Genomic DNA, 24541 nt, shown 5'->3' with positions numbered 1-24541 from the left:
ATCTCCCCTAACCCCTCTTTGAAAAAGAGGGGAACATAAGGATTTCACAATTCACAAACAAAGCCCGTTGCCAGCCAACGGGCTTTGACTTTACAATCAATAACGCTTAAAAAAATTCTTCCTTAAATGGAATATAAATGAGAGGACATCGCATGTATTTAGGACAACGTGTTGCAGCAATTGTATTAACTTTGGGTCTAAGTGCAGGCTTAGTTGGTTGTGGCTTTCATTTAAAAGGTACAAACCCATCAAGTGTTCCTGTGGCATATTCAAAAATGAATATCGTTTTACCTGCAAATACAGATACTTTAGAAGAAAAATTATCGCTTTACTTAACATCTGCAGGTGTAAAACTAAGTAATGAAAGCGATGCATATACATTACATGTTCTAGACTACTCTCCACGTAAATTAGAACTTTCAGGTAAATTACGTGAAAACATTATTCGTTTAAATATCACATTCCGTATTGATGATGCTCAAGGCAATCCACTAACTGAACCTCGTACTATTACGGCTACTCGCAGCTATCAATATAATGAAGAAACGGTAAATACAGAGGATCAAGAATTCAATTATTTATCTGAAGTTCTTGTTGATGATGTTGCACAACAAATTGTTCGCCAAATTTCATCTAACCGCTTAAAACCGCTTACTCCTGCACAATAAAAACTAGGCTAAAGTAATGAAACTTGACTATCTTCAAGCACTAAAACGTATCGATGAAGCTCGTGGCGCTTGGGTGTTACATGGTCAAGAACCTTTACTTGAGCAAAACTTAATAGATGCATTTCGTAGCAGTTGGCAAAAGCAAGAAATTGAACGTCAACGCTACGACATTACAAGTGTGAGCGATTGGAAAACCGTCTTTAATGCTTTAAATAGCTTATCTTTATTTTCTAATCAGCTTGCCATTGAAGTTCATGGCAACATTAAGCCCGATGCGAGCGGTCTTAAAGAACTCAAAAACTATTTGCAACACAATGAGCAAAACCTACTTTTAGTGGTAATGCCAAAACAAGATAGTAGTAGTCTCAAAACAAGCTTTTTCCAAGTGATTGATGCCAATGGTGTAAACGTTGCATTAACTGCAAACTATCCAAAAGATCGTCAGCAAATATTAGCAGTTGAAGCTCAAAAGCTAGGAATTCAACTCGCAAATGATGCTTGGCAATGGCTAGAACAACATCATGAACATAACTTACTTGCTGCAAAAAATAGTTTAATGCGTGTTCGAGATACTTTTGCAGATGCTGAAGTTATTCAAATTGATCATTTATATGCATGTTTGCAAGATCAATCTCGTTATAGCACGTTCGATTTAAGCGATGCCCTACTGGCTGGAAATTTAGCTCAATCTATAAAAATATTTCAATATTTAATTGCTTCAGGCGAACCATCTAGCCTTATTTTATGGAGCATTAGCAAAGAAATGCGTTTGCTTATGCAGCTTTTTGAACAGCCTCATAATGCATTACAGTTGGGTATTTGGAAAACTAAGGTTAGTGCTTATCAGCAAGCACTACGCAGACTCAATCCACAAGCATTTTTGAACTGGCCAACTTTATTATTAAGAATTGATTCCTCTATTAAAGGTTCAGGATCCGAAAATCCTGAACATCTTATATTGCAAGCCATTTCAAGTATGTGTGGTAAAGAGCTATTTCAACCCTTTTCAGCTTAACTGAAAAAACGAGCGAACCAGCCTTTTCCTTTCTTCTCTTCTTGTGTACGTAAATAACGCAACATATTGTCACGAACAGCATCAACATAATCTTGATCATCATGACGAATATGGTTAATCAACCACTTCGACAACAAGCGATGTAAATCACCTTCAACTGAAATCCCCATATCAAATTTTTGACGATAACCAATTAATTTTTTTACAAATAATTCATGTATACCACGGTGCGATGGCAAAAACTGATAATTCACTTGTTCTAAAAGGTTTTCCTCGAAAGTAAAATGTGACTGTGTATAATCAATTAAATCGTCTAAAACTTCTTTAATTTTAGACTTATCTCCAGTCACTCGAATTTGCTCTAAAATATTAATATAGTCCAATATTTGACGATGTTGTTGATCAATCACGTCAATCCCTATATTGAATGTATCATTCCATTCCATTTGTTATCCCCAATTCACGTATTCCAATACGCTAATTTTTATATGAACCATTAAAAAAAAATGCCATAAGGTTAAATTGGCAATTAGATCATATAAACACAATTGATTATTTCCCATACAAAATGTTACTTTATTACGATATTTTTCATTATACTTTTGGCGTATAAATATATGAAAATGTTAAGTTATTATTAATATATTTCATTTTTTTCAAAAAAAATAACGTTACTTATCAAGTTATACTTAAATATATTATAAATATCCAATAATTCTTATTTGCATGAATATACAAATATAAATTCACGATTTATCCGCAATTAACTTTTATACTTAGAACATTATATTTAATGCTCCTCATGACCATGCCAAAAATAAAACCGACTAAAATCTTTATTATCGCTGTTTGTGCATTAGCAATTGCTCTTACTGCTTGGTATTTTTTAAAACCAAAACAAGAAACGCCTCAATTCATTACAGCCGAAGTTAGCCGTGGTGATATTGAAAATGCTGTTTTAGCAACTGGTGTACTTGAAGCAACCAAAATGGTAAGCGTTGGCGCTCAGGTTTCAGGTCAAGTTAAAAAAATGTATGTGGAATTGGGCGATCAAGTAAAACAAGGTCAACTTATTGCTCAAATTGATTCTGTACGCCAAGAAAATGATTTAAAAACGGCAGAAGCAAGCATTAAAAATCAACAAGCTCAACTTGCAGTTAGACAAGCAAATTTAGTAAAAGTAGAATCTGAATATAACCGCCAAAAAGCAATGTATGCACAAGATGCAACTTCTCGTGCAGAATTAGAAAGTGCTTTGGCAAGCTATAAAACAGCACAAGCAGACATCACTGCTATTAGTGCTCAAATTGAGCAATCTCGCTTAACACTTGCAACCGCTAAAGAAGATTTAGGCTATACACAAATTCTTGCACCTATGGATGGCACTATTGTTGCGATTGTGACTGAAGAAGGCCAAACGGTGAATGCAAACCAAAGCGCACCGACCATTGTGAAATTAGCAAAACTGGACACAATGACCATTAAGGCTGAAATCTCTGAAGCAGATGTTATGAAAGTTGAGGAAGGTCAATCTGTTTATTTCACAACTTTAGGGAATAGCGAAAAGAAAATTTACGCAAAACTTCGTCAAGTAGAACCTGCACCAAAATCTATTAATTCAGACAGCAATACATCTTCATCATCTACAAGTACTGCTGTTTATTACAACGCATTATTTGACGTGCCAAATGAAGATGGCAAATTGCGTATTGATATGACAGCGCAGGTTTATATTATTTTAGATGAAGCAAAAAATGCGCTCACTGTTCCTGCTGCTGCTATTCAGGCATCAAATCGTCCACAACGCAGAGCACCAAATAATACCAATAATACTCAAACTGAACGACCTACTAGTAAGGGTGAAAATTCAGATCATCCAAAACGCTTTGAATTAACAGCAGCAGAAAAACAATTGGTACAAAATGGTAAAGCCACTGTAAGTATGGTTCGTGTTGTTCAAGCTGATGGTACTGCAAAACCACAACCTGTATTAATTGGTTTAAATAACCGTGTTACTGCACAAGTTTTACGTGGCTTAAAGCAAGGTGACAAAGTTGTTATTGCTGATGGCTCGGACACATCAAATAATGCTGCTAAACGCAGTGGTGGTCCAGGGATGAGAATGTAATTATGAGTCAAAATTTAAAGCCTCTACTAGAGGTCAAGAATCTGACTCGTGAATTTCCCGCAGGCGAAACAACCGTTCAGATTCTTAAAGGGGTAAATTTAGAAATTTATCCTGGCGAACTTGTTGCCATTGTAGGTCAATCAGGTTCTGGTAAATCTACACTCATGAATATTCTTGGATGTTTAGATCAGCCAACCGAAGGCAGCTACAAAGTTAGTGGACGTGAAACACGCGAACTAGAACCCGATGAACTTGCACAATTACGTCGTGAATATTTTGGCTTTATTTTTCAGCGCTATCACCTCCTTGGTGATTTAAATGCAACAGGAAATGTGGAAGTTCCTGCAATTTACGCAGGTGCAGATGCACATGAACGCCAAGAACGTGCAAAACAATTATTATCAGATTTAGGTTTAGCCGATAAAACTCAAAATAGACCTAGCCAACTTTCAGGTGGTCAGCAACAACGTGTTTCTATTGCCCGTGCACTAATGAACGGTGGCGATGTTATTCTTGCAGATGAACCAACAGGTGCACTCGATAAGAATAGTGGTATTGAAGTGATGCGTATTTTACGTGAACTTAATGCCAAAGGTCACACCATCATTTTAGTTACACATGACCACAATGTTGCTAAAAATGCCACACGTATTATTGAAATTAGTGACGGAAATATTATTTCCGATCAAGCTAATACACCTGAAATTTCTGAAGATGAGGTACTAGAGAAACAAACTTTAGTTCGCGCACCACAAAAGAAAATTCCTGCATGGCGTTCTGTTGTAGATCGTTTGGGTGAAGCATTCCGTATGGCACTTTTAGCCATGAATGCACATCGCATGCGAACGTTCCTGACTATGCTCGGAATTATTATTGGTATTGCATCGGTGGTGTCTGTTGTTGCTTTAGGTAACGGCTCACAAAAGCAAATTCTACAAAACATTAGTAGCTTAGGCACCAACACCATCACCATTTATCAAGGTCGTGGTTTTGGTGATAACTCACGAGCCTCGCAGGTTAAAACACTTATTCCTGCAGATGGTGATGCACTTTCAGAGCAACCCTATGTAGACGGTGTAAGTCCGTCTGTAAACTCGAATGTGACAGCTCGCTTCAAAGATATTGAGGCAGCTACAACTGTAAATGGAGTAAGCGAAGACTTCTTTTATGTAAAAGGTTTAAGTTTTAAGTCGGGTCAGGCTTTCGATAAGAACAGTGTTATTCAACAAGCACAAGATGTTGTCATTGATACCAATACTCAAAACAAGTTTTTTAGCGATGGCATCAATCCTGTTGGACAAGTTGTACTTTTAGGTAGCGTACCAAGCCGTATTATTGGTGTGGTAGATGCTCAAACAGGCATGATGGGAAATGCTGACAGCCTTAATGTATATCTTCCCTATTCAACTGTAATGAGTCGAATGTTAGGTCAATCTAACGTACGAAGCATTATTGTCCGTATTAAAGATGAATACCCAAGTCATGTTGCAGAAAATGCCATTCTAAGTTTACTTGAGCAACGGCACGGTGCTCAGGATGTATTTACCCAAAACTCTGACAGTATTCGTGAAACCATTCAGCAAACTACACAAACAATGACTTTGCTCATTTCAGCAATTGCGGTTATTTCGCTTATTGTTGGTGGTATTGGCGTAATGAATATTATGCTTGTTTCCGTAACAGAACGTACCCAAGAAATTGGGGTACGCATGGCTGTTGGCGCACGCCAAAGCGACATTTTGCAGCAATTCCTTATTGAAGCTATTTTGGTCTGTATTTTAGGCGGTATTTTAGGTGTTCTTTTATCTTTAGGAATTGGTCAACTTATTACGCATTTTGCAGGCGGATCATTCCAAATGGCATATTCAACAACGTCAATTGTTGCAGCCTTTGTATGTTCAAGCTTAATTGGTATTGTATTTGGCTTTATTCCTGCACGCAACGCTGCTCAACTTAACCCCGTCGATGCACTCTCTAGAGAATAAGGAAATAATCATGCAAACACATTTAACTAAGCTTGCAAGTGCTTTGATTCTGAGTAGTTCATTGGTAGGTTGCGCTGCTTTGGTGAAATCACCTTATGAACAGCCGAATATTGCTACGCCATCTAGCTTTCAAAACTCAAAAAATGTAAGCAAACAAATTCATGCAGATGCTTATGCAGATCAATGGTGGACTTTATTTAATGACGTTCAGCTTAACCAATTGGTCGACAAAGTTCTTGCTGCAAACAGTGATTTAGCCGTTGCAGGAATTAACTTACAACAAGCGCGAATTCAAGCAAAGCAATCTCAAAGCCAACAAGGTATTCGCGTTGGGGATGCTGGTGCTTCTGCCAAACACCGCTTTAGCCTAGATGGTGATGGCGATTCTTCAAATGGTATTTCGCTGAGCTATCCTGGCTTAAGTTATGAGTTAGATTTATTTGGAAAACTTGCCAATCAAACTCAAGCTTCACGTTGGGAAGCTTTGGCTTCTGAACAAGACTTACAAGCGACAGCGCAAAGTTTAATTGCAACAACAGCTCAACTTTATTGGCAATTGGGCTATTTAAATGAGCGTCTTTCTGTTGCTAATCAAAACCTAGCAAGTACGCAAAAAACCTATGAATTGGTTCAAACCCAATACCGCGCAGGTGCAGTTTCAGGTTTAGATTTAACTTCAGCTGAACAAGCTGTTCAAAGTCAAAAAGCAAGTTTAAGCCAAATTGAACAGCAAAAAGTAGAAGCACGTACCGCTTTAGCTGTGCTTTTAAATATACCTGTTCAACAATTAAATATTAATGAACCTGCAAAATTACCGCAGTCTAAATTACCTGAAATTTCTTCCGGCTTGCCTGCTGAACTTTTATCACGTCGCCCTGACTTAAAAGCAACAGAATTACGTTTACGTAAAGCTTTAGCCAATAAAGATGCCAATAAAGCAAAATATTATCCATCTATTAGCTTAACAGGTAGCTTTTCAACTGGCGGCACAACCAATACATCACTTGCCCAAATTCTTTCAAATCCTACTGCTCTTTTAGGTGCAGGATTATCGCTTCCATTTTTACAATGGAATGATATGAAACGTGATTTAAAAGTAAATGAACTTGAATATGAAAAGTCGATTATTCAATATCGTCAAACAATGTATAAAGCATTTGCTGATGTTGAAAATGCCTTATCTGCACGTAATGAGTTAGATAAACAGGTTTCTTTGCAAGAACGTAATGTTCAACTTGCTGAAAAAACGGAACGCCTAACGCAAGTTCGCTACAACAACGGCGCAATTGCATTAAAAAATTTATTGGATGCTCAAAAGACTGCACGTGAAGCACGATTGAATTTAGTTTCGACTAAGCAGAGCCAATACAATGCATATGTAACGTTAATGCAAGCTTTAGGTGGTAGCCCAATTAAGCAATTACCATAAAATTAAAGCCATAAAAAACGGTGCTTATGCACCGTTTTTTATACGTCATTTATAGTGAGACTTATTCGCTATCCATCATTAGCGATGCGCTCATACCTACAGTATTGTAGCCAGCATCTACATATAAAATTTCGCCTGTAATACCATTTGCCCAAGGTGAACATAAGAACAATGCAGCATTACCAACGTCTTCAATAGTTACGTTACGTTTAAGCGGTGCAACTTTTTCGTTAACATCTAACATTTTACGGAAAGATTTAATACCTGAAGCCGCAAGTGTACGAATAGGACCCGCAGAAATCGCGTTTACACGAATACCTTCTTCACCCAAGCTAGAAGCTAAATAACGTACGCCAGCTTCTAAAGATGCTTTTGCCATACCCATTACGTTGTAGTTAGGCATAACACGCTCAGAACCTTGGTAAGTCAGCGTTAATAAGCAACCTTGACGAGCAGCCAATAAAGGCTTAGCAGCACGCGCCATCGCAATGAAGCTATATGCACTAATGTCATGCGCAACTTTAAAACCGTCACGGTCAGTTACGTCTGTAAAGTCGCCATCTAAAGTATGTGCAGGTGCAAAACCAATTGAATGCACAAGACCATCTAAACCGTCCCAATGTTTTGCAAGTTCTGCAAAAGCACTGTCAATTTCAGCGTCAACGCCTACATCACAAGGAAATACTAAAGTTGAACCAAAGTGTGCAGCAAAATCATCTACACGTTTTTTTAGTTTTTCATTTGGGTAAGTAAAAGCTAACTCTGCGCCTTCACGATGAAGCGCTTCTGCAATACCAAATGCAATTGATAATTTGCTTGCAATACCTGCGATGAGGAAGCGTTTACCTGCTAATAATCCTTGTGCCATGAGACTCTCACTTAATATAATCTGTTCACATAATGCCTAAAATTTAGAAATTACTAAATTGCATAATGCATCTTTTTTCATTTCCCTTCATTTAAATATAAAAAACGCCCCTAATGTGGAGCGTTTTGTTTCTAATTTTTAAATTAGTCGTCGCTATTGAGCATGCCCAACAAGCGTAAGAATGAATAATACATCCAAACCAATGTTGCCAATAACGCAATTGCAGACAACCATTCCATTGCTTTAGGTGCACCTTGTGCTGCACCATTTTCAATTAAATCGAAATCTAAAATTAAATTTAAAGATGCAATTACTGCAACAAATGCAGCAAAACCAATACCTAATGGACTTGTTTCAAATAAGAATGGAATGCTTGAACCAAAAGCCATACGCATAACAAATTGCACAACAAATACAATGGCAATAGCAATTGATGCAGACATTACAACAGATTTGAATTTTTCAGTCGCACGCACAATTCTATATTTATACAAGCCAAACATAACAAAAGTGGTTACGAATGTTGCCAATAACGCTTGCAAAGGAACACCTGGATATTTCAATTGGAAAACAACAGAAATACCACCTAAAAATGCACCTTCAAATAATGCATAAGGAATAGCTAAAGTGCGTGCTGTATTGGGTTTAAATGTTGCAATTAAGGCAAGAATTAAACCACCAATGCACCTACCATTGCGCCTGTATATGCAAGAGACAAATTAGCCGTCATAAAAACATAAAAGAAAAATGACACACCAACCACTGCCGAAATTACAGTAAGAAGTGTTGCCTTTTGAATAGCGCCTTGAATAGTCATCGGCTGAGAGTAATTGTGTTGGATTTCAACACGCGTTAAAATAGGGTTATTACTTTGCATAATAAAGCTCGTTGTTATAATTCATTGCTCAATTTTATACGTAATCATCTTCATCAAAATGAATGACGTAAATATTTTTTGTAACCTGTATAAATTATACTCATTTTTTAATCATCAGCCAATAAAAAAGAGGCTTTTGCCCCTTTCCTATCAAACACATCAACACATTAGTCTTTATTCATAATAAAGAAATATTGACGATAGTATTTAAGCTCTGCAATTGAGTCACGAATATCATCCATTGCTAAATGTGATGCATTCTTTTTCAAGCCACCCATAATTTCTGGGCGCCAGCGTTTTGCTAATTCTTTTACAGAAGATACGTCTAAGTTACGATAATGGAAAAATTGTTCCAATTCAGGCATTAAACGGTGCATAAAACGGCGATCTTGGCAAATCGAGTTACCGCACATTGGAGATGTTTTTGGATCTACCCATTTTTTTAAGAATTCAAGCGTTTGTAACTCTGCATCTCGTGCAGTCAGTTTACTACGACGCACACGCTCAATGAGACCAGATTGCCCATGTTGACGCGTATTCCACTCATCCATTGCATTTAGCTTAATTGGAGACTGATGAATAGCAAGCACAGGACCTTCTGCCAAAATATTTAAATTATCGTCTGTCACAATCGTCGCAATTTCAATAATTTCGTCGTTATCTGTATCTAGACCTGTCATTTCTAGGTCAATCCAAATGAGGCGTGTATCAGGCGTGCTGCTCATAAATGTGCAATCTTATTAGGCTTAAAAACAATATAGTAGCAAATTTCTCGAATGATAGCTGTAATTGCCCCCCTTCTTCGTGCTATTTTTGCCATCTTAGATTCAAGGTTTTTTAGGACATGAATGGCTTTAATTCGTAAACGACGTTTAACCGAACAGCAACAACGTCGTATTGAGAAACAACACAAAACACGTCAAGAAGATTTAGATACTTCAAATGATTTAGAAGGTCTAGTTGTTCAACATTATGGTCGACAACTTGAAGTACAAACGCTTTCGACTCCTGACGTACATCCTGAAAAACCAATTGTAAAAGATGGCGAACCTGAACCTTTTTGGAAAGCTATTGAGTTAGGTAGTGTTTGGCGTTGTCATACACGTACCAATTTAGAATTATTGGTGACTGGCGACCGCGTAAAATGGCAAGCCGACCCAATTACAGGTTTAGGCATTATTACTGCCATCCATCCTCGTCAATCTTTACTAACACGACCAGATCGTTACCACAAAGTGAAGCCTGTCGCAGCAAACATTAGTTTAATTGTGATTGTATTTTCTCCACTTCCTGAACCCGCTCCGGGTTTAATCGATCGTTATTTAGTAGCCTGTGCAGATGCAAAAATTCCTGCATTATTGGTACTTAATAAAACCGATTTACTCAAAGAAAATGATCCTATTCTAGACTTGGTAAAAGAATACCAAGATTTAGGCTATGAAATCATGCTTACGCAGTCTATGGATAATGTATCTAAACTTGCTGAAAGATTAGCAGGTGAAACCGTTGCCTTTGTTGGTCAATCGGGTGTGGGTAAAAGCTCAATTATTAACACCATTGTTCCCGATGCAACGCAAAAGACCAATATCATTTCTGAAAACTCGGCACTTGGTCAGCACACAACAACATCTACCCGCCTGATTGGCTTTGGTGATGGTGCTGCGCTCATTGACTCACCGGGAATTCGTGAATTTGGTTTATGGCATTTAAATGCAGATAAAGTTCAAGAAGGCTTCCCTGAAATTGACAAACTTTTAGGTTATTGCCAATTCAGAAATTGCACACATAAACATGAAAAACAATGTGCGCTTCGTTTAGCTGCGCAAAATGGTGAAATTCTGCCACGTCGTTTAGACAGTTTTTTACGCTTAATTGATGAAATTGCTGAGGCTCAGCAAAAAAATTAATTTTAATTCAACAATAGCCCTTGAAGATGCGATTTTGATCGCCATATTTATAGGCTATACTCTTTGACAATATTAAATTGTAATTAGGTGATTTGTGGAACGTTGGTTCGAGTTTATGGGGAATCATCCCCTCTTATTTGGAACACTTGCTGTACTTGTAGTGTTGTTCTTTATTTTAGAAGGCCAACGTAATGGTCGTAAGATCTCTCCTCAATCTTTAGGCATTTTAGTTAAAGCTAAAAATGCAATGCTTGTAGATTTACGTGACGCTAAAGATTTCCGTGAAGGTCATATTAGTGGCAGCCGTAATATTCCTTACAGCAAAATTACAAGTCATGTTGAAGAGCTAAAAACAGCTGAACGCCCTATCGTGTTTATCTGTAATTTAGGTCAAGTTGCTGGTACTGCACTACAACAAGTAGGTCATGCAGATGCTTACCGTTTAGATGGCGGTATTAGCAATTGGAAAGCTCAAGGCTTACCACTGATTAAAGCAAAATAATTTACGACTCAGGAGCAAAATAGAATGGCTAAAGTGACTATTTATTCAACAAATTCATGTCCTTATTGCGTTCGTGCAAAACAACTTCTTGAGCGTAAAGGCATCGAATACAAAGAAATTAATTTATCACAAGAACCTGCTGAAGCACGTATTGAGTTGATGCAACGCACCAACCACCGCACTGTTCCACAGATTTTTATTGAAGATCAATTTATTGGTGGCTTTGACCAACTTTATGCTTTAGACCGTGAAGCGAAGTTAGACCACTTAGTCGCATAATTTTTTATAATTAACTTTAAAATATCAAGGATCCAATAATGAGTGAACAAGAAACTCAACCACAATTAGCATTAGAACGTATTTACACTAAAGATATTTCTTTTGAAGTACCTGGCGCTCATGTTTTCACAAAAGCATGGGAACCTGAATTAAGCATCAACCTTTCATCTTCTGCTGAAAAAATTGATGACACACATTTTGAAGTTGGTTTAAAAGTAATTGTTCAAGCAACAAATGCTGGCGAAACAGCTTTTATTGTTGATGTGACTCAATCTGGTATTTTCTTAGTAGATTCGGTTGAAGAAGAACGTCTTCCATATATTCTTGGTGCATACTGCCCGAACATTTTGTTCCCATTCTTACGCGAAGCTGTAAATGACATGGTAACAAAGGGTAGCTTCCCTCAATTACTTCTTACTCCAATCAACTTTGATGCAGAGTTTGAAGAAAATATGAAACGTGCTCAAGCTGCTGCTGCCGAAGGCAATGCATAAGCTTAAAGCTAAAAAAGACCGCTAAATGCGGTCTTTTTTTTGAAATAATGAAATGTTAAAACCGATACGCCTTATGTCCTTGTTTCTTAATTTCATCAAATTTGCTTGAAACCTGTTTCGCTTCATCTAATTTATTTTCTTGTACAAGCTTTTGTGCATGCTGAATTTCATTGAGTAAAAGATTAAATTGCGCTTCATAAGCAATAATCTTCGTATCTGTTTCTGCCAATTTTTTTAATTTTTTAGGCTTATTTTGCTTTGCCAATTGCGTTGCTTTTACCATTTCATCTAATGCTGTTTGTGCAAGCTCAACTGTTTGTGCTTTTTCAAATGCTTTTGAGTTTTTTGCTAAAGATTTCATTGCATCTTCAAGTGGTACAGCGTGTGCCACACCTATGAATAAAAATGTAGCACTAAATAATCCTACTTTTAAAAATTTGTTCATTCCTTTTCCTTTTGAGTTTGCACAAAAAATGCAGCCTAGGCTGCATTTAATATGGAATAAAATTTTAGAACTGTAATTTAAATACTAAAGATTAAAAATCTTCTTCTGTTTCAGGTTCACGATTTAAAGCATCATGAATTGCATCAACCAATTGCTGTGAAATTTCCTGTTTAGAGGCTTTTTCTAAATCACGTTTTTGCATTTGATAATGTTCTGCAAAAAATACGGTCATTGCATTTTCATCCGATGCAAAACCAATATCTACACGTGAAACATCATTGCATGCAATCATATCGAGTTTTTTAGCAACCAATTTTCCTGCTGCATATTCCTCAACATTACGTGTTTCAGCTGCAAAGCCGACCATAAATGGACGCTTTTCTTGCTGTGCAATGGTTGCCACAATATCAGGGTTTTTAATGAGTGAAATGTTCAGCTCATCGCCTGATTTTTTAATTTTATGTTCTGCAACTTCAGCCACACGGTAATCTGCAACGGCTGCTGTCGCAATAAAGATATCGCAACCTTCATCAAGCAACTGCATACTTGTATCTAACATTTTTACCGCAGATTGCACATTAATACGGCGCACGCCATTTGGTGTATCTAAACTCACAGGCCCTGCAATAAGCGTGACTTTTGCACCTGCCGCATAACATGCAGCAGCCAAAGAAAAGCCCATTTTCCCTGTACTATGATTTGAAATATAGCGAACAGGATCTATTGATTCTCGTGTAGGCCCTGCGGTAATCACCACATGCTTACCTGCCAACTGTCCGAATTTTTCAGCAATGGTGCGCTGTGCTTGATGAAAGTACTTAATCACTTGATAAGCAAGATCTTCAGGTTCAGGCATACGACCTAAACCGACATCACCACAAGCTTGAGCACCTGCGTCAGGCATAATTACGTGTACACCATCTTCAACAAGTGTGTTCAAATTTCTTTGTGTCGCTTTTGCAGCCCACATTTGCTGATTCATTGCAGGAGCAACCCAAACAGGCGCTTTAGTTGCTAAATATAATGTGGAAAGTAAATCGTCTGCTAAACCTGCGGCAAATTTTGCTAAAGTGTCACAAGATGCAGGCGCAACAAGAATTAAATCTGCCCAACGTGCAAGTTCAATATGACCCATTCCCGCTTCTGCTTCAGGGTTTAATAATTCGGTATGAACAGAATTACCTGACAAAGCTTGAAATGTGAGTGGCGTAACAAAAGCTTGTGCACCTTTGGTCATAACAACGCGAATATTAAAGCCCGCATCTTTTAAACGACGAACTAAAATTGCGCTTTTATACGCTGCAATACCGCCTGTTACAGCGACAATAATATTTTTATTTGGAATTACACTGAGGTCAAAACTCACGAACAGTTTACCTTTCTGTTGCAGTGGCGCTCACAATATCATTAAATATTAGCTTTCCCAAGTATGTGACTTGGAAAAATTACACACATTTATAATAAATAAGACTTAAAACAATGAATTTTTCTATTAAAAATTGGCCTGAACAAGAGCGCCCTCGTGAACGTTTAATCCAACAAGGTGCAGCAAGCTTATCTGATGCAGAATTACTCGCTATTTTTTTACGTTCAGGCTCACAGCAACACTCTGCGGTTGAATTGGCAAGAATATTAATTCAACATTTTGGTGATATTACGTCGTTATTAGATGCAACTTTGGAAGATGTTAAACATTTTCATGGAATAGGAAATACCAAATACGCACAGTTAATGGCAGTTAAAGAATTAGGTCGTCGTTATATTTCACAACACTTAAAACAAGAAAAATTAGAGCTCAGTAATTCTAAATTATTACTCGATTTTTTAAAATTTGAGCTTTTAGGCGAGGTTCAAGAAGTTTTTGCTGTTTTATGTTTAGATGCAAACCTACGTAAAATTGCATTTAAAAAGTTATTTTATGGATCGATTAATTCCTGTGAAATATCAATTAATCAGTTACTACGTTTCGCAATTAGCCATCACACCACATCTATAGTCATTGCACATAATCATCCATTTGGTTTAGCTCAACCATCAAATGCAGATTTATCACTTACACAACAAATAAGAAAAGCCTGTGAAATGGTCGAAATACAACTTATTGATCATTGTATTATTTCACCTAATGGTACATTTTCATTTGCAGAGCAAAAGCTTTTAACATTTGATTAAGCTTTTGTTAATAAGATTGACAATTCACTCTTTAACTACGAATATCAACTCAAAATAGTGATGATTCTAATAAATGATTGTTCGAGAACAAACGAGTATATTTAAGCTTTTATTTTCATGGAAAGGTACAATTTTACCTAAAGTTTTGCCACCTTTAGGCTTCGTAGTTTTACTTTCTACCATTATTGGTGGTCTATCTTATATTGGCTTTTTGAACTTTCCAGAATTACCACTTGTTGGTTTTACCTTAATTGGTGTTGTTCTTTCTATTTTCTTAGGCTTTAAAAACTCCGCATGTTATGACCGTTGGTGGGAAGCACGCAAACTTTGGGGATTACTCATTGCAAATGCGCGCCACTTTGACCGAGATTGTCGTATGCTCAGCCAAGGTCGTCGTGAACGTGTTATTCATCATGTAATTGTCTTTGCAAATGTACTGCGCGATCGACTGCGCCATCAAACAGCCAACCCAACTGAACTTGTGGAAACGAGTGGTATGAGTCAGCAGGCTTTAACGCAACTCTATCAACAGGTGAATGCACCGCAATACACGTTAAGCCTGATTCAATGGGAGCTTATGCAAGCCCTAAAAGAAGGTGAAATTTCCGATATTATTTACACACAAATGAATGCGCATGTAACGGAACTCAGCTTAGTTCAAACAGGTTGTGACCGTATTGCAACCACGCCTTTACCTTTTGCTTATTCTGTTTTGTTAAACCGTACCGTTTATTTTTTCTGCTTTATGTTGCCATTTAGCTTGGGTTCAACATTAGGTTTAGCTACGCCACTTTTGGTGGGTATTTTGGCATATACATTTTTAGGTTTAGATGCTTTAAGTTCAGAAATTGAAGAACCTTTTGGCACACAAAGCAATGACTTACCTTTAGATGCAATGGTGAGAACTATTGAAATTGAACTTTTAGGAACATTAGGCAAACCAACGCCACCACCTATTCAGGCTCAAGATCACAATTTACTGTAAGCGGTTTACAGTCCCCCTTATGAAACAATGTTTCTTATTACCTACAAGAAGAAGATGTGCCTTCTCTTGCGCTATATATAGCTCAGGGAGAAGGTTTGGATGAGGGAAAGATAAATTAAAAAAAACTTTCCCATATTCCAACTTGCCCTTCTTTTAGACGAGGAATATTGCCTAATCTAATCCATGGCATATTGTCACCATGAAAGTCACTTCCTACAGAAACTTTCAAATTATATTCAGCAATCATTCTATCTACCATTTGGCGTGTAGATGCAGGCTCAATTGCAGGTGGAAGTTCCACAGCATCGCCACCAAATTTGGAAAATATTTCAATTAAATAACGAATATTCGTTGCAGATAAATCGTAACGTGTAGGATGTGCAAGTACAGCAAATCCACCACTTTGATGAATCACATCAATAGTTTCTTGCAAGCCTAAGCCATCAAATTTTACGTAGGCTTTTTTGCCTTCTTTAATATATTTATCGAACGCTTGTTGCGGACGGCTAACGTAACCTTTTTCAACTAATGTTTTCGCAATGTGAGTTCTTGTAATGCGGTCAGGGATGTTATCCACTTTTATAATCACATCTAAATAGATATCTTCACCAATTAAAGGTATAAGCAAATCGCAAATTTGTTTTGCTCGTTCTGCACGAATTATTTTTTGTTGTTCAAGTAGCTCATTTAACGGTGCTGGATTTTGCATATTTAATGCAACCACATGAACACCATAAGATTTTTTAGTTGAAGGACGTGACCACTGACTTGAAATTTCCACACCAGAAATAATTTTAAGCGCATTATTTTCTACAGCTTGCTGTGCAAGAACCAAACCATCCATTGTATCGTGATCTGTTAAAGCCAATGTATGTATGCCTTTTTCTATTGCAGCATGCACAAGTTGCTCTGGAGACAAAGTTCCATCAGAAATATTACTATGTGTATGTAAATCTATGCCTTCCATCACTTATACTATGTCAATTATTTAATCAGATTCAGATACTTTAACATGAAAGCACTTTTAGACTTTGTGCCACTCATTATTTTCTTTTATTTATATAAAACTGTAGATCCTAAGAATACTGAGCATCCTCTTTTACAATTTATTGGATCTGCGGGTGGTGTAGATAACAATAATATTTTGGTTGCAACAACGGGTCTAATTATTTCAATGCTTGTTGTATACGGCGCTTTATTTGTTGCTCAAAAATTCCGTTTAGATAAACAACAATGGCTTGTTTTATTTATGACGGTTATTTTTGGTGGTATTACCTTAATACTTTCAGATGACTTTTATATTAAATTAAAAGCAGCATTACTTAATTTAGTATTCGCTGGTGTTTTCTTGCTTTCTCCATTTTTTACAAAAGACAAGAAACCACTTATCCAACGTTTATTTGGTTCTGTCTTAAATTTGAATGAAAAAGGCTGGAAAAACTTAAACTACGCTTGGACTGCAATGTTTGCAGTAATGTCATTTTTGCATGTATTTTTTGCTTTTATTTTCGCAAATGGAAAATATTGGGGTGAATTCACTGCATTTGGTGACATGATTGTGATGTTTTCCTTTATCATTATTCAGTTTATTGTATTAAGAAAATACTTTAAGACATCTGAGTAAGAATTTTATAAAAAAATTGGATTAAAAATATGCCATTATTCGTCCTAAGCTGTACAGATAACGAAGGTACAGTAGAAAAGCGTATAGCTACTCGTCCTGCGCATGTAGCGCGATTAGAACAATTAAATGATGAAGGTCGCTTAATTGTTGCAGGTGCATTACCTAAAGATCCAAACAATCCTCAAGCTGGTTTTTACGGCAGCACAATTATTGTCGATTTCGAAAGCCGTGAAGCAGTTGAAGCATGGGTGGCTGAAGAACCATTCTTAAAAGAAGGCATTTATAGTCATATTGACATTAAATCTTTCAATAAAGCATTTCCTAAAGGATAAGGTATATGCGTATCGTTGTTTCTAGTGCATTAAGTTTCACACTATTGTGTTCAACTGCTTGGGCGGTGGAACCAACTACCGAAGCAGCTCCATCTCAAAATGCTACTGTTGTAGTCGCACAAAATCCTTTGCAGCCAATCCCTGCGAATAAACCAACGACTACGCGTAATCCTATTTCAGGAAATTCTCCGCAAGATATCGAAAATAGAAAACTTACTGCTGAACAAATTGCAAAAAACAAAATGCTTCAAGAAGCGAAAGTAAAAGCTTTAGTGCATGATCAAACAACACGTTTACAGCAACTTGAAAAAGCCAATTTAGATGCTTTAACCCAAAACCAAGAATTACAGTTAAAAAATGATAATTTAGGTGTTCAGGTTCAAGTTCTACAAAGTGAACGCAGCGCGCAAATGTTTTTATATGGCGCTACAACACTTGCGGTTGGTGTATTACTTGGCTTCTTAATTGCAAGCTATGTCTATGCTAAACGTCGTCGTCAGTGGTAATTTAACTTTTAATATTCGATAAAAGGTTGTGTGGTTTTGTCTAACGCAATTCAAACTGCTGATCTCGATTGGCAACTTGTAGATGGAATTAATGTTCCTGTATCTAAACAATTTGGCGATATTTACTTCTCAAAAGATAATGGTCTTTTAGAAACTCGCCATGTGTTTTTAAACGGTAATGATTTACCAACACGCTTAGAAAATTTAAAAGATTTTGAATATTTTTGCGTAGGTGAAACAGGTTTTGGTACAGGTTTAAATATTCTTGCTTTATGGCAATTGTGGCAACAAGTCCGACCTCACAATCATAGTCATCTTCATGTTATTTCTGTAGAAAAATTCCCTCTAAAAAAAGAAGATTTAATTCAAGCTTTAAATGTTTGGCCCGAATTAAGAGATCTATCTTCTCAACTCATTGAGCAATATCCACTACCTATTGCAGGTTGTCATAGACTTACATTTGCTAAAGAGCGTTTTTCTATAGATTTATGGCTAGGTGATGCACACGATATTTTTCCTATTATAGAAAAAACTTGTTCTGTAAATGCCTGGTTTTTAGATGGATTTGCACCCTCTTGCAACCCAGATATTTGGGAGCAACAAGTTTTAAATAATATTGTTCGTCTTTCAGATATTGGAACAACTTTTTCATCTTTCAGTGTTGCGGGAGTTCTTAAACGTGGTTTAAAACAAAATGGCATTAGTATTTCGCGGCCTCGTGGTTTTAAACATAAACGTGAAATGTTAAAAGGCATTTGGGAAGCACCTAAAACCATAAATAAATTAGAAGAAGTAAGCGAACAAATAACGAATTTACCGTCCAATTTAGATGTAACAGATTCGAAAAACAATAAATCTGAATTTAAACAACGCCAAATTGCGATTATTGGCGCAGGAATAGCAGGTTTAAGTTCTGCTTGGGCATTTTCTAATCGTGGTCATAAAGTCACCATATACGATCAATCAGCGCCTCTTTCGGGCGGTTCTGGTAATCCTCTTGCGTTATTAAACCCCAAACTGTGCCCAATTGAACAAAGTTCAGAACATTTAATGACTTTGGCTTGGCAACACGCCATACGTCATTATCAATTTTTTAAAGCTTTTCGCCCAATTCAGGTTAATCAAATTGCGTTAAAAAATGCAGATGAACTATTAGATTTAGCCAATCAATATCCACAAAATGTATTGACGGCTCAAATTAAAAATGAAGAATTAACAACTGAATATTCAAGCTTAAATTTATTACAAGCAGGTGCAGTTTCACCGCACCAATTACGTGATCAAATATTAGATCATGCCTTAATTGATTTTGAACAAGCTAAAATTACACGAATCAATCAAACAGAAAATGGCGTTGCTGTTTGGTCAAATGATGAATTATTAAATCGCTATGATCATGTGATTGTTTGTAGTGCGCGTAATAATGCAGATTTTTTTGAAAATCACCCTGTTTTAAAACCTATTCGTGGACAAGTGAGTTGGGTAAATAACGAAAATCAGCCATTACCTATGCATCAAGCACAAAGTTATGGTGGTTATTGCATGCAACTCGGTACTCAACATTTAGTTTTAGGTGCGTCTTTTTATCCAAATAGAGATGATAGCGACGTTTTATTAGAAGATCATGTTCATAACTATGATCTTATCCACAGTGTATTTCCTGAATATGCAAAAAATTTAGCGGATGTTTCGACTTGGCAAGGGCGCGCTTCTGTTCGTGCTCAAAGTCAAGACTACTTCCCTGTTCTTGGAAAACTAAATTCTGAAGATGAAATTTATAGCTTTGCAGGTTTAGGCTCTAAAGGTTTTCTTTTTGCTCCTTTATGCAGTGAAATTTTAACTGCGCAAATTTTAGGTGAAGCTTGCCCTGCTCCATCAGACTTAGTTAAAAAATTAAGTGCAACGCGCTTTCAAAAGAAAGTGAAAATAAAAAAGCCTTACTTTAAGCCTCAGCCTTAAATTCATCTTTAAGAATAGTCTTTTAACATTCTTAAAAATTTAAAAGAAAAATTTCATGACAAAAAAAGCGCCTTTCGGCGCTTTTTTATTTTTTAGCTTTTATGCGCCTTGTTCTAAAGGCAAGCCTGCATCACGAGCAGCACGTGTGCCACCCATTAATACAACATATTCACGCTGACTATCAAAGCCTTCTAATAATTCAGCAGCACGAGGTGCTTTACTACCACCACCACATAAAATGTAAATGGGTTGATCCGTTGCCACTTGAGTTAAACTATCTGCTGATAAGCTAGTAATGGGCTGATTAACAGCACCTTTAACGTGTGCTTCAGCAAACGCATTTGTATCTCGTACATCCCAGATAATTGAATTTTCTGGAAACTCAAATGTAGTAATATCTTGTTTACGGATCATTACGCACTCCTTTGATGTAAACAGCACTTGGCAAATGAAGAAAACATCCCTAGCATCTCAGATATTCTTTCCACTTGTAAAGGTCTAAAATATGCCATCTTTCGATATTGTTTCAGAATTAGAGATTTTTGAAGTAAATCATGCAGTTCAGAACACTGAAAAAGAAATTGCAACACGTTTCGATTTCCGTGGACAAGACGTAAAAATTGAATTGAGTGAAAAAAATAAAGAAATCAAAATTTCAACTGAAAGTGATTTCCAATGTGAACAAGTTTATAGCATGCTTGAAAATCACTTCTTTAAACGTAAAGTAGATATTCAAGCGCTTGATCCACAAAAAATGACTGCATCTGGTAAAAATGTCATTCAAATCATCAAACTTAAAGATGGTCTTGACTCAGATACTGCAAAAAAAATTAATAAAGCCATTAAAGAAAGTGGCATTAAAGCGCAATCTTCTATTCAAGGTGACAAAATTCGCGTGACAGATAAAAAACGCGATACTTTGCAACAAATTATGGCTTTCTTAAAAGAGCAACAATTTGGCGTACCTTTACAGTTCAATAACTTTAAAGATTAAGGCAGGATTGCCTAAAGAGGATACTCATGACTCAGATCAATCGCTTATCTAAACTTGTTAAAACGACCTCTAAATTTCCCAAAAGAGTTCGTAATGCTTTGTGGAGTCGAGCTTTTGGTCGAGTCGTGCCTATGGTAGGTACAGCAAAAGTTCAATATTTGGAAATGTTGCCTAATAAAGTTGTGGTTCAACTTGCGAATCACAAAGCTATGCAAAACCATATTGGACAAATTCATGCATGTGCAATGGCACTTATTGCGGAAACGGCAACAGGATTTGTAACAGCAATGAATGTTCCAGATACTGCAATTGTGCTCATTAAAAGCTTTAAGGTCGATTTTAAACGGCCAACTAAAGGTGCCATGACTGCTGTAGCTACTTTAACTGCCGAACAACAGCAGTTAATGCAAAGCACAGATAAAGGCGAAACTTTAGTGGCTGTATCTGTAACAGATGAAAGCAACGAAGAGCCTATTCAATGTGAAATGCTGTGGGCTTGGGTATCTAAAGATCAATTGAAAAAGAATTGATCTTTAAAATAAAAATCCCAGATTTATATCTGGGATTTTTTATGAATTACTTTTGATCTTCAGCAAATTTCTGCTTAACTTCTTCAGGAATTTGGCGTTTATTGCCTTTAACATCTACAGCAACAAAAGTAAAAACACCTTCAGTTACACGTTTTGCTTCACGTGAACTATCGTGACTATCCCAAACTTCAATTTGCATTTGAATTGATGTATTACCAACTTTTAGAATTTTGGTATAACAACTAATCACATCCCCTACTTTTACAGGTACAAGGAATGTCATTTGATTAATTGAAATGGTTGCACAACGCCCTTTACTAAAACGCTCTGCATGAATTGCACCAGCCAAATCCATTTGCGACACAATCCAACCACCAAATACATCGCCACTCCAGTTAGTATCTGCAGGCATTGCAATGGTTTGAAGGGATAGAGTACCTTCAGGCTTTACGTAAGAATCTGACACGTTCTCTCCAAATTTGGTTTATTTCTGGGCATTTAGCTGTTGATCTAACCACTCTTTTAGCTCGGTAGATCTTAATGCTCCGCTTATTCTAGCAATTTCGTTGGTTTTATTCATCAAAACCAGAGTCGGAATACTTCGAATATTAAATGCAGCACTTAATCTTGGGTTTGCTTCGGTATCAATTTTAGCAAAAACTACATTAGGATAGAGCTTTGCAACTTGAGCAAAGTGTGGAGCCATCATTTTACAAGGTCCACACCACTCTGCCCACAAATCAATCAAAATGGGTAAATCACTATGACTAATAAAATTACTAAAATTTTGTTCATTCAACTCTATTGGCATTAATGTAATTAATGCTTCGTGACACTGTCCACATGATGGATTTTGGAAAAAGTTTTCCTCAGGTACACGGTTCTTTGCTCCACATTCAGGGCATACAATAATCATCTAACGGACTCCTAAATGCTGTTGTAGAAATTCTAATTGAGTTGAAATTGCTTTTTCAAACCATTTACCATGAAAAATATCATAATGCTTTATATCCCACTCATGATATTCCACATATGGCGCAATATTTGTGACTGTTTCACGACTTGCCTCAATAGGAACAACACTATCTTCTAAAGCGGCTATAAATAAAACAGGAACCTTAATTTGTCGTACCACTTGTATTGGTCTATAGCGCATTAAACTAAAAAATGCTCTTGCAGGAATTTCACCACTCCAAAAATAATCTGTATTTAGAATAGATAAAAATCCTTCATAACTATCTTTAGATGGCATAAAACATAATTCGGATGTATCTACTACAGGAAGTGTTTTGGGCAACATTCCAACTTTAGCACCCATATAATCTTGAGTAGATATTTTTAGTGCTATTGATAATTGTTGTAGCGGATAACGTTTTACGCTTGCAGTTCCATCCACATAAGGAACTTGAGTAATGACTGCCTTAATATTTGCTAAAGTTGCCGCTAAAGATAAAACATAACCACCGCTTAAACCTGTACCCCATAAAATCATTCGCTCTGCATCTATAGATTGACGCTCGCTTAAATGAGAAATCATTGTTCGCCAATCTTCGAGCTGTGCTTTTAAAGATACTAATTCACGTGGTCGTCCTGTACTTCCACCCCAATATCTATAATCAAATAAAACAACGGCATATCCAGTACGAGCAAATCGTTTCGCAAATTGAACCAACTTAAATTGTCTTAACGCTGCCAAACCGTGCGCCATAATAATAACAGGTGGTTTTTCTATATTTTTAGGATGATAAAAATCTGCTGCAATGACATCTTGCCCACTTTTTACATATAAGGGCTCTACGGTATAAGCGAACATATGCACTCCATTGCAATTTTTTAATTATCTATATGCATAAAAACTTAGCTTAAAATTAAAGAACAATGCGTTCCCTTTTCATCATAATGCTATCATAAAGCATAAATGTATTGATGAACTTATGGAGTAATGAAATGAGTGAAAATGTAGGTTTTGCAGGTCAAATTGCACCAGAACATATTTCTCAAGTGGTTGAAAAAGGTTTTAAATCTATTATTAATAACCGTCCAGATATGGAAGGTGGTCCTAGCCAACCAACAAGTGCTCTCATTGAAGAATCAGCTCGCTCTGCTGGCTTAGATTATGTTTATCAGCCTGTTGTTGCAGGTCAAATTACAGAATTAGATGTACGTGCTTTTGCTAATCATTATAACGAGTTACCTAAACCTGTTTTAATGTTCTGCCGTACGGGTAATCGCTCAAATAATTTATTTCAACTTGCAAAACAAATGGATTTATTGGATGACTAATCACGTCTTTAATAGACTTATTTGTTGTTTGATTTTTTGTTTTTCAACGGCAACTTTTGCCGAAAACGGTTTAAGTAAAGCCCTAACTAATAACGTTAGTGTTACAGGGCAAATGTCTTCGGAAAAGTTTAGTCAACTTATGCAACAAGGTTTTAAATCTGTTGTTGTGAATAGACCAGATGAAGAAGATGGCAATAAAGTTAAAGTAAGTGAATTAAGAGAAATTGCAGAACGTCAACATGTTAGTGTAATTTACCAACCTGTCATGAGCGGTAAAATTACTCAAACAGACATTCACGAATTTGCCAAATATTATAATGAGCTACCAAAACCTATTTTAATGGTTTGCCGAAGCGGAACTCGCTCTAGCGCATTATTCAATCAAGCAAAATCACAAGGCTTACTCCATGAATAAACTTCTTATCGTCCTACTTTGCTCTGCATCACTTTTTGGATGTAGCTCTATGGAACTTAAACCTACTGTTGGCATTAGTATGGGCACAACAATATAAGCTTTTTAAAACGGCAATTAATTGCCGTTTTTTATTTACAAATAAGC

The 24541-nt window shown here is 36.6% G+C and carries 29 protein-coding genes and 1 pseudogene; 19 read left to right on the top strand and 11 right to left on the bottom strand.

Annotated features, from left to right (window positions below):
• Window positions 1-152: 152 nt before the first annotated feature.
• The gene (gene lptE / locus MZO21_RS02390; protein WP_154772094.1) at window positions 153-668 is read left to right on the top strand and encodes an LPS assembly lipoprotein LptE; all 516 of its coding nucleotides are present in this window, start codon (window positions 153-155) and stop codon (window positions 666-668) included.
• Between the two features lie 16 nt (window positions 669-684).
• Window positions 685-1683, top strand: a complete 999-nt coding sequence (holA, locus tag MZO21_RS02385; RefSeq protein ID WP_154772093.1) for a DNA polymerase III subunit delta — start codon at window positions 685-687, stop codon at window positions 1681-1683.
• On the opposite strand, the gene MZO21_RS02380 is transcribed toward holA, so the two are convergent.
• Window positions 1680-2129 (bottom strand): bacteriohemerythrin, encoded by a 450-nt coding sequence (locus tag MZO21_RS02380; RefSeq protein WP_154772092.1) that lies wholly within the window; start codon window positions 2127-2129, stop codon window positions 1680-1682. The two genes, holA and MZO21_RS02380, sit on opposite strands and share 4 nt — an antisense overlap.
• A gap of 362 nt (window positions 2130-2491) precedes the next feature.
• Between MZO21_RS02380 and MZO21_RS02375 the strand changes: the two genes are divergently transcribed.
• The 3 genes from MZO21_RS02375 to MZO21_RS02365 are packed head-to-tail and all read left to right on the top strand — an operon-like array spanning window position 2492 to window position 7225.
• Window positions 2492-3811 (top strand): MacA family efflux pump subunit, encoded by a 1320-nt coding sequence (locus MZO21_RS02375; RefSeq protein WP_248101603.1) that lies wholly within the window; start codon window positions 2492-2494, stop codon window positions 3809-3811.
• Window positions 3812-3813: 2 nt separating this feature from the next.
• On the top strand, window positions 3814-5796 hold the full coding sequence (locus MZO21_RS02370) for a MacB family efflux pump subunit (RefSeq protein ID WP_248101574.1): 1983 nt from the start codon (window positions 3814-3816) through the stop codon (window positions 5794-5796).
• Window positions 5797-5806: 10 nt separating this feature from the next.
• Complete coding sequence (locus MZO21_RS02365) at window positions 5807-7225, top strand: efflux transporter outer membrane subunit (protein WP_248101577.1); 1419 nt, start codon at window positions 5807-5809, stop codon at window positions 7223-7225.
• 61 nt (window positions 7226-7286) lie between these two features.
• On the opposite strand, the gene MZO21_RS02360 is transcribed toward MZO21_RS02365, so the two are convergent.
• The 3 genes and pseudogenes from MZO21_RS02360 to orn form a co-directional block, all read right to left on the bottom strand.
• Complete coding sequence (locus MZO21_RS02360; RefSeq protein WP_154772089.1) at window positions 7287-8093, bottom strand: enoyl-ACP reductase FabI; 807 nt, start codon at window positions 8091-8093, stop codon at window positions 7287-7289.
• A gap of 143 nt (window positions 8094-8236) precedes the next feature.
• Window positions 8237-8970 (bottom strand): annotated as a pseudogene (locus tag MZO21_RS02355) (Bax inhibitor-1/YccA family protein).
• A 167-nt stretch (window positions 8971-9137) separates the two neighbouring features.
• Window positions 9138-9695, bottom strand: a complete 558-nt coding sequence (gene orn / locus MZO21_RS02350; RefSeq protein WP_154772087.1) for an oligoribonuclease — start codon at window positions 9693-9695, stop codon at window positions 9138-9140.
• 123 nt (window positions 9696-9818) lie between these two features.
• Between orn and rsgA the strand changes: the two genes are divergently transcribed.
• The 4 genes from rsgA to secB all read left to right on the top strand — a co-directional run bounded on the left by rsgA (window position 9819) and on the right by secB (window position 12152).
• A complete protein-coding gene (gene rsgA, locus MZO21_RS02345; RefSeq protein ID WP_154772086.1) occupies window positions 9819-10877 on the top strand; it encodes a ribosome small subunit-dependent GTPase A in 1059 nt (352 codons plus the stop codon).
• Window positions 10878-10971: 94 nt separating this feature from the next.
• Window positions 10972-11379, top strand: a complete 408-nt coding sequence (locus tag MZO21_RS02340; RefSeq protein WP_171501208.1) for a rhodanese-like domain-containing protein — start codon at window positions 10972-10974, stop codon at window positions 11377-11379.
• A gap of 24 nt (window positions 11380-11403) precedes the next feature.
• Complete coding sequence (gene grxC, locus MZO21_RS02335) at window positions 11404-11658, top strand: glutaredoxin 3 (RefSeq protein WP_154772085.1); 255 nt, start codon at window positions 11404-11406, stop codon at window positions 11656-11658.
• Between the two features lie 38 nt (window positions 11659-11696).
• Window positions 11697-12152 (top strand): protein-export chaperone SecB, encoded by a 456-nt coding sequence (gene secB / locus MZO21_RS02330; RefSeq protein ID WP_154772084.1) that lies wholly within the window; start codon window positions 11697-11699, stop codon window positions 12150-12152.
• 55 nt (window positions 12153-12207) lie between these two features.
• Here secB and MZO21_RS02325 read toward each other — a convergent pair whose 3' ends face one another.
• Window positions 12208-12597 carry a cytochrome b562 gene (locus MZO21_RS02325; protein ID WP_154772083.1) on the bottom strand — a complete coding sequence of 130 codons (390 nt, stop codon included), beginning with the start codon at window positions 12595-12597 and terminating at the stop codon, window positions 12208-12210.
• Window positions 12598-12688: 91 nt separating this feature from the next.
• Window positions 12689-13963, bottom strand: a complete 1275-nt coding sequence (gene coaBC / locus MZO21_RS02320) for a bifunctional phosphopantothenoylcysteine decarboxylase/phosphopantothenate--cysteine ligase CoaBC (RefSeq protein ID WP_248101578.1) — start codon at window positions 13961-13963, stop codon at window positions 12689-12691.
• Window positions 13964-14076: 113 nt separating this feature from the next.
• Between coaBC and radC the strand changes: the two genes are divergently transcribed.
• Together radC and MZO21_RS02310 are read left to right on the top strand one after the other, a co-directional pair.
• Window positions 14077-14769, top strand: a complete 693-nt coding sequence (gene radC / locus MZO21_RS02315) for a RadC family protein (RefSeq protein WP_154772081.1) — start codon at window positions 14077-14079, stop codon at window positions 14767-14769.
• A gap of 73 nt (window positions 14770-14842) precedes the next feature.
• Window positions 14843-15754: a bestrophin family protein gene (locus MZO21_RS02310; RefSeq protein WP_154772080.1), complete on the top strand. Its 912-nt coding sequence runs from the start codon at window positions 14843-14845 to the stop codon at window positions 15752-15754.
• Window positions 15755-15869: 115 nt separating this feature from the next.
• Here MZO21_RS02310 and MZO21_RS02305 read toward each other — a convergent pair whose 3' ends face one another.
• A complete protein-coding gene (locus tag MZO21_RS02305) occupies window positions 15870-16721 on the bottom strand; it encodes a PHP domain-containing protein (protein WP_248101580.1) in 852 nt (283 codons plus the stop codon).
• 45 nt (window positions 16722-16766) lie between these two features.
• On the opposite strand from MZO21_RS02305, the gene MZO21_RS02300 reads away from it, so the two are divergent.
• The 4 genes from MZO21_RS02300 to mnmC are packed head-to-tail and all read left to right on the top strand — an operon-like array spanning window position 16767 to window position 20175.
• On the top strand, window positions 16767-17378 hold the full coding sequence (locus MZO21_RS02300; RefSeq protein WP_154772079.1) for a septation protein IspZ: 612 nt from the start codon (window positions 16767-16769) through the stop codon (window positions 17376-17378).
• A gap of 29 nt (window positions 17379-17407) precedes the next feature.
• Window positions 17408-17710: a YciI family protein gene (locus tag MZO21_RS02295; protein WP_248101582.1), complete on the top strand. Its 303-nt coding sequence runs from the start codon at window positions 17408-17410 to the stop codon at window positions 17708-17710.
• A gap of 5 nt (window positions 17711-17715) precedes the next feature.
• Entirely contained in the window at window positions 17716-18216 is a 501-nt protein-coding gene (locus tag MZO21_RS02290; protein WP_248101585.1) for a hypothetical protein, read from the top strand.
• 30 nt (window positions 18217-18246) lie between these two features.
• Window positions 18247-20175 carry an FAD-dependent 5-carboxymethylaminomethyl-2-thiouridine(34) oxidoreductase MnmC gene (gene mnmC / locus MZO21_RS02285; protein ID WP_407061093.1) on the top strand — a complete coding sequence of 643 codons (1929 nt, stop codon included), beginning with the start codon at window positions 18247-18249 and terminating at the stop codon, window positions 20173-20175.
• A gap of 99 nt (window positions 20176-20274) precedes the next feature.
• On the opposite strand, the gene MZO21_RS02280 is transcribed toward mnmC, so the two are convergent.
• Window positions 20275-20589, bottom strand: coding sequence for a rhodanese-like domain-containing protein (locus MZO21_RS02280; protein WP_154772075.1), 315 nt, complete (start codon window positions 20587-20589; stop codon window positions 20275-20277).
• A 91-nt stretch (window positions 20590-20680) separates the two neighbouring features.
• On the opposite strand from MZO21_RS02280, the gene MZO21_RS02275 reads away from it, so the two are divergent.
• Window positions 20681-21169: a YajQ family cyclic di-GMP-binding protein gene (locus tag MZO21_RS02275; RefSeq protein WP_154772074.1), complete on the top strand. Its 489-nt coding sequence runs from the start codon at window positions 20681-20683 to the stop codon at window positions 21167-21169.
• A gap of 26 nt (window positions 21170-21195) precedes the next feature.
• Window positions 21196-21699: a DUF4442 domain-containing protein gene (locus MZO21_RS02270; RefSeq protein ID WP_248101591.1), complete on the top strand. Its 504-nt coding sequence runs from the start codon at window positions 21196-21198 to the stop codon at window positions 21697-21699.
• Window positions 21700-21745: 46 nt separating this feature from the next.
• Here the strand turns inward: MZO21_RS02270 and MZO21_RS02265 are convergent, their stop codons facing one another.
• From MZO21_RS02265 to MZO21_RS02255, 3 genes are read right to left on the bottom strand one after another with little or no spacing between them, the layout of a single operon-like run.
• Complete coding sequence (locus MZO21_RS02265) at window positions 21746-22165, bottom strand: acyl-CoA thioesterase (protein WP_171501206.1); 420 nt, start codon at window positions 22163-22165, stop codon at window positions 21746-21748.
• Between the two features lie 18 nt (window positions 22166-22183).
• Window positions 22184-22615, bottom strand: a complete 432-nt coding sequence (trxC, locus tag MZO21_RS02260; protein ID WP_154772072.1) for a thioredoxin TrxC — start codon at window positions 22613-22615, stop codon at window positions 22184-22186.
• Window positions 22616-23512 (bottom strand): alpha/beta hydrolase, encoded by an 897-nt coding sequence (locus tag MZO21_RS02255; protein ID WP_154772071.1) that lies wholly within the window; start codon window positions 23510-23512, stop codon window positions 22616-22618.
• 134 nt (window positions 23513-23646) lie between these two features.
• Here MZO21_RS02255 and MZO21_RS02250 point away from each other — a divergent pair, with 134 nt between their 5' ends.
• Window positions 23647-23982, top strand: coding sequence for a TIGR01244 family sulfur transferase (locus MZO21_RS02250; RefSeq protein WP_248101596.1), 336 nt, complete (start codon window positions 23647-23649; stop codon window positions 23980-23982).
• Window positions 23975-24397, top strand: coding sequence for a beta-lactamase hydrolase domain-containing protein (locus tag MZO21_RS02245; protein WP_154772069.1), 423 nt, complete (start codon window positions 23975-23977; stop codon window positions 24395-24397). The genes MZO21_RS02250 and MZO21_RS02245 overlap by 8 nt, the downstream gene beginning before the upstream one ends.
• Window positions 24398-24541: the final 144 nt, after the last annotated feature.

This window comes from Acinetobacter portensis, from assembly GCF_023158935.1.
GTDB classification, from domain to species: Bacteria; Pseudomonadota; Gammaproteobacteria; order Pseudomonadales; family Moraxellaceae; genus Acinetobacter; species Acinetobacter faecalis.
Note: the sequence above shows the minus strand (reverse complement) of the source record. Positions and strands in the feature narration are given on the sequence as shown.

Coding starts and splice junctions, on each gene's coding strand:
- radC (WP_154772081.1), top strand. CDS start 14,077: ATGAATTTTTCTATTAAAAATTGGCCTGAACAAGAGCGCCCTCGTGAA.
- MZO21_RS02255 (WP_154772071.1), bottom strand. CDS start 23,512: ATGTTCGCTTATACCGTAGAGCCCTTATATGTAAAAAGTGGGCAAGAT.
- MZO21_RS02375 (WP_248101603.1), top strand. CDS start 2,492: ATGCCAAAAATAAAACCGACTAAAATCTTTATTATCGCTGTTTGTGCA.
- MZO21_RS02370 (WP_248101574.1), top strand. CDS start 3,814: ATGAGTCAAAATTTAAAGCCTCTACTAGAGGTCAAGAATCTGACTCGT.
- MZO21_RS02295 (WP_248101582.1), top strand. CDS start 17,408: ATGCCATTATTCGTCCTAAGCTGTACAGATAACGAAGGTACAGTAGAA.
- trxC (WP_154772072.1), bottom strand. CDS start 22,615: ATGATTATTGTATGCCCTGAATGTGGAGCAAAGAACCGTGTACCTGAG.
- secB (WP_154772084.1), top strand. CDS start 11,697: ATGAGTGAACAAGAAACTCAACCACAATTAGCATTAGAACGTATTTAC.
- MZO21_RS02360 (WP_154772089.1), bottom strand. CDS start 8,093: ATGGCACAAGGATTATTAGCAGGTAAACGCTTCCTCATCGCAGGTATT.
- MZO21_RS02280 (WP_154772075.1), bottom strand. CDS start 20,589: ATGATCCGTAAACAAGATATTACTACATTTGAGTTTCCAGAAAATTCA.
- MZO21_RS02250 (WP_248101596.1), top strand. CDS start 23,647: ATGAGTGAAAATGTAGGTTTTGCAGGTCAAATTGCACCAGAACATATT.
- rsgA (WP_154772086.1), top strand. CDS start 9,819: ATGGCTTTAATTCGTAAACGACGTTTAACCGAACAGCAACAACGTCGT.
- MZO21_RS02245 (WP_154772069.1), top strand. CDS start 23,975: ATGACTAATCACGTCTTTAATAGACTTATTTGTTGTTTGATTTTTTGT.
- MZO21_RS02270 (WP_248101591.1), top strand. CDS start 21,196: ATGACTCAGATCAATCGCTTATCTAAACTTGTTAAAACGACCTCTAAA.
- lptE (WP_154772094.1), top strand. CDS start 153: ATGTATTTAGGACAACGTGTTGCAGCAATTGTATTAACTTTGGGTCTA.
- MZO21_RS02380 (WP_154772092.1), bottom strand. CDS start 2,129: ATGGAATGGAATGATACATTCAATATAGGGATTGACGTGATTGATCAA.
- MZO21_RS02305 (WP_248101580.1), bottom strand. CDS start 16,721: ATGGAAGGCATAGATTTACATACACATAGTAATATTTCTGATGGAACT.
- MZO21_RS02300 (WP_154772079.1), top strand. CDS start 16,767: ATGAAAGCACTTTTAGACTTTGTGCCACTCATTATTTTCTTTTATTTA.
- holA (WP_154772093.1), top strand. CDS start 685: ATGAAACTTGACTATCTTCAAGCACTAAAACGTATCGATGAAGCTCGT.
- MZO21_RS02275 (WP_154772074.1), top strand. CDS start 20,681: ATGCCATCTTTCGATATTGTTTCAGAATTAGAGATTTTTGAAGTAAAT.
- MZO21_RS02290 (WP_248101585.1), top strand. CDS start 17,716: ATGCGTATCGTTGTTTCTAGTGCATTAAGTTTCACACTATTGTGTTCA.
- grxC (WP_154772085.1), top strand. CDS start 11,404: ATGGCTAAAGTGACTATTTATTCAACAAATTCATGTCCTTATTGCGTT.
- orn (WP_154772087.1), bottom strand. CDS start 9,695: ATGAGCAGCACGCCTGATACACGCCTCATTTGGATTGACCTAGAAATG.
- MZO21_RS02325 (WP_154772083.1), bottom strand. CDS start 12,597: ATGAACAAATTTTTAAAAGTAGGATTATTTAGTGCTACATTTTTATTC.
- MZO21_RS02310 (WP_154772080.1), top strand. CDS start 14,843: ATGATTGTTCGAGAACAAACGAGTATATTTAAGCTTTTATTTTCATGG.
- MZO21_RS02365 (WP_248101577.1), top strand. CDS start 5,807: ATGCAAACACATTTAACTAAGCTTGCAAGTGCTTTGATTCTGAGTAGT.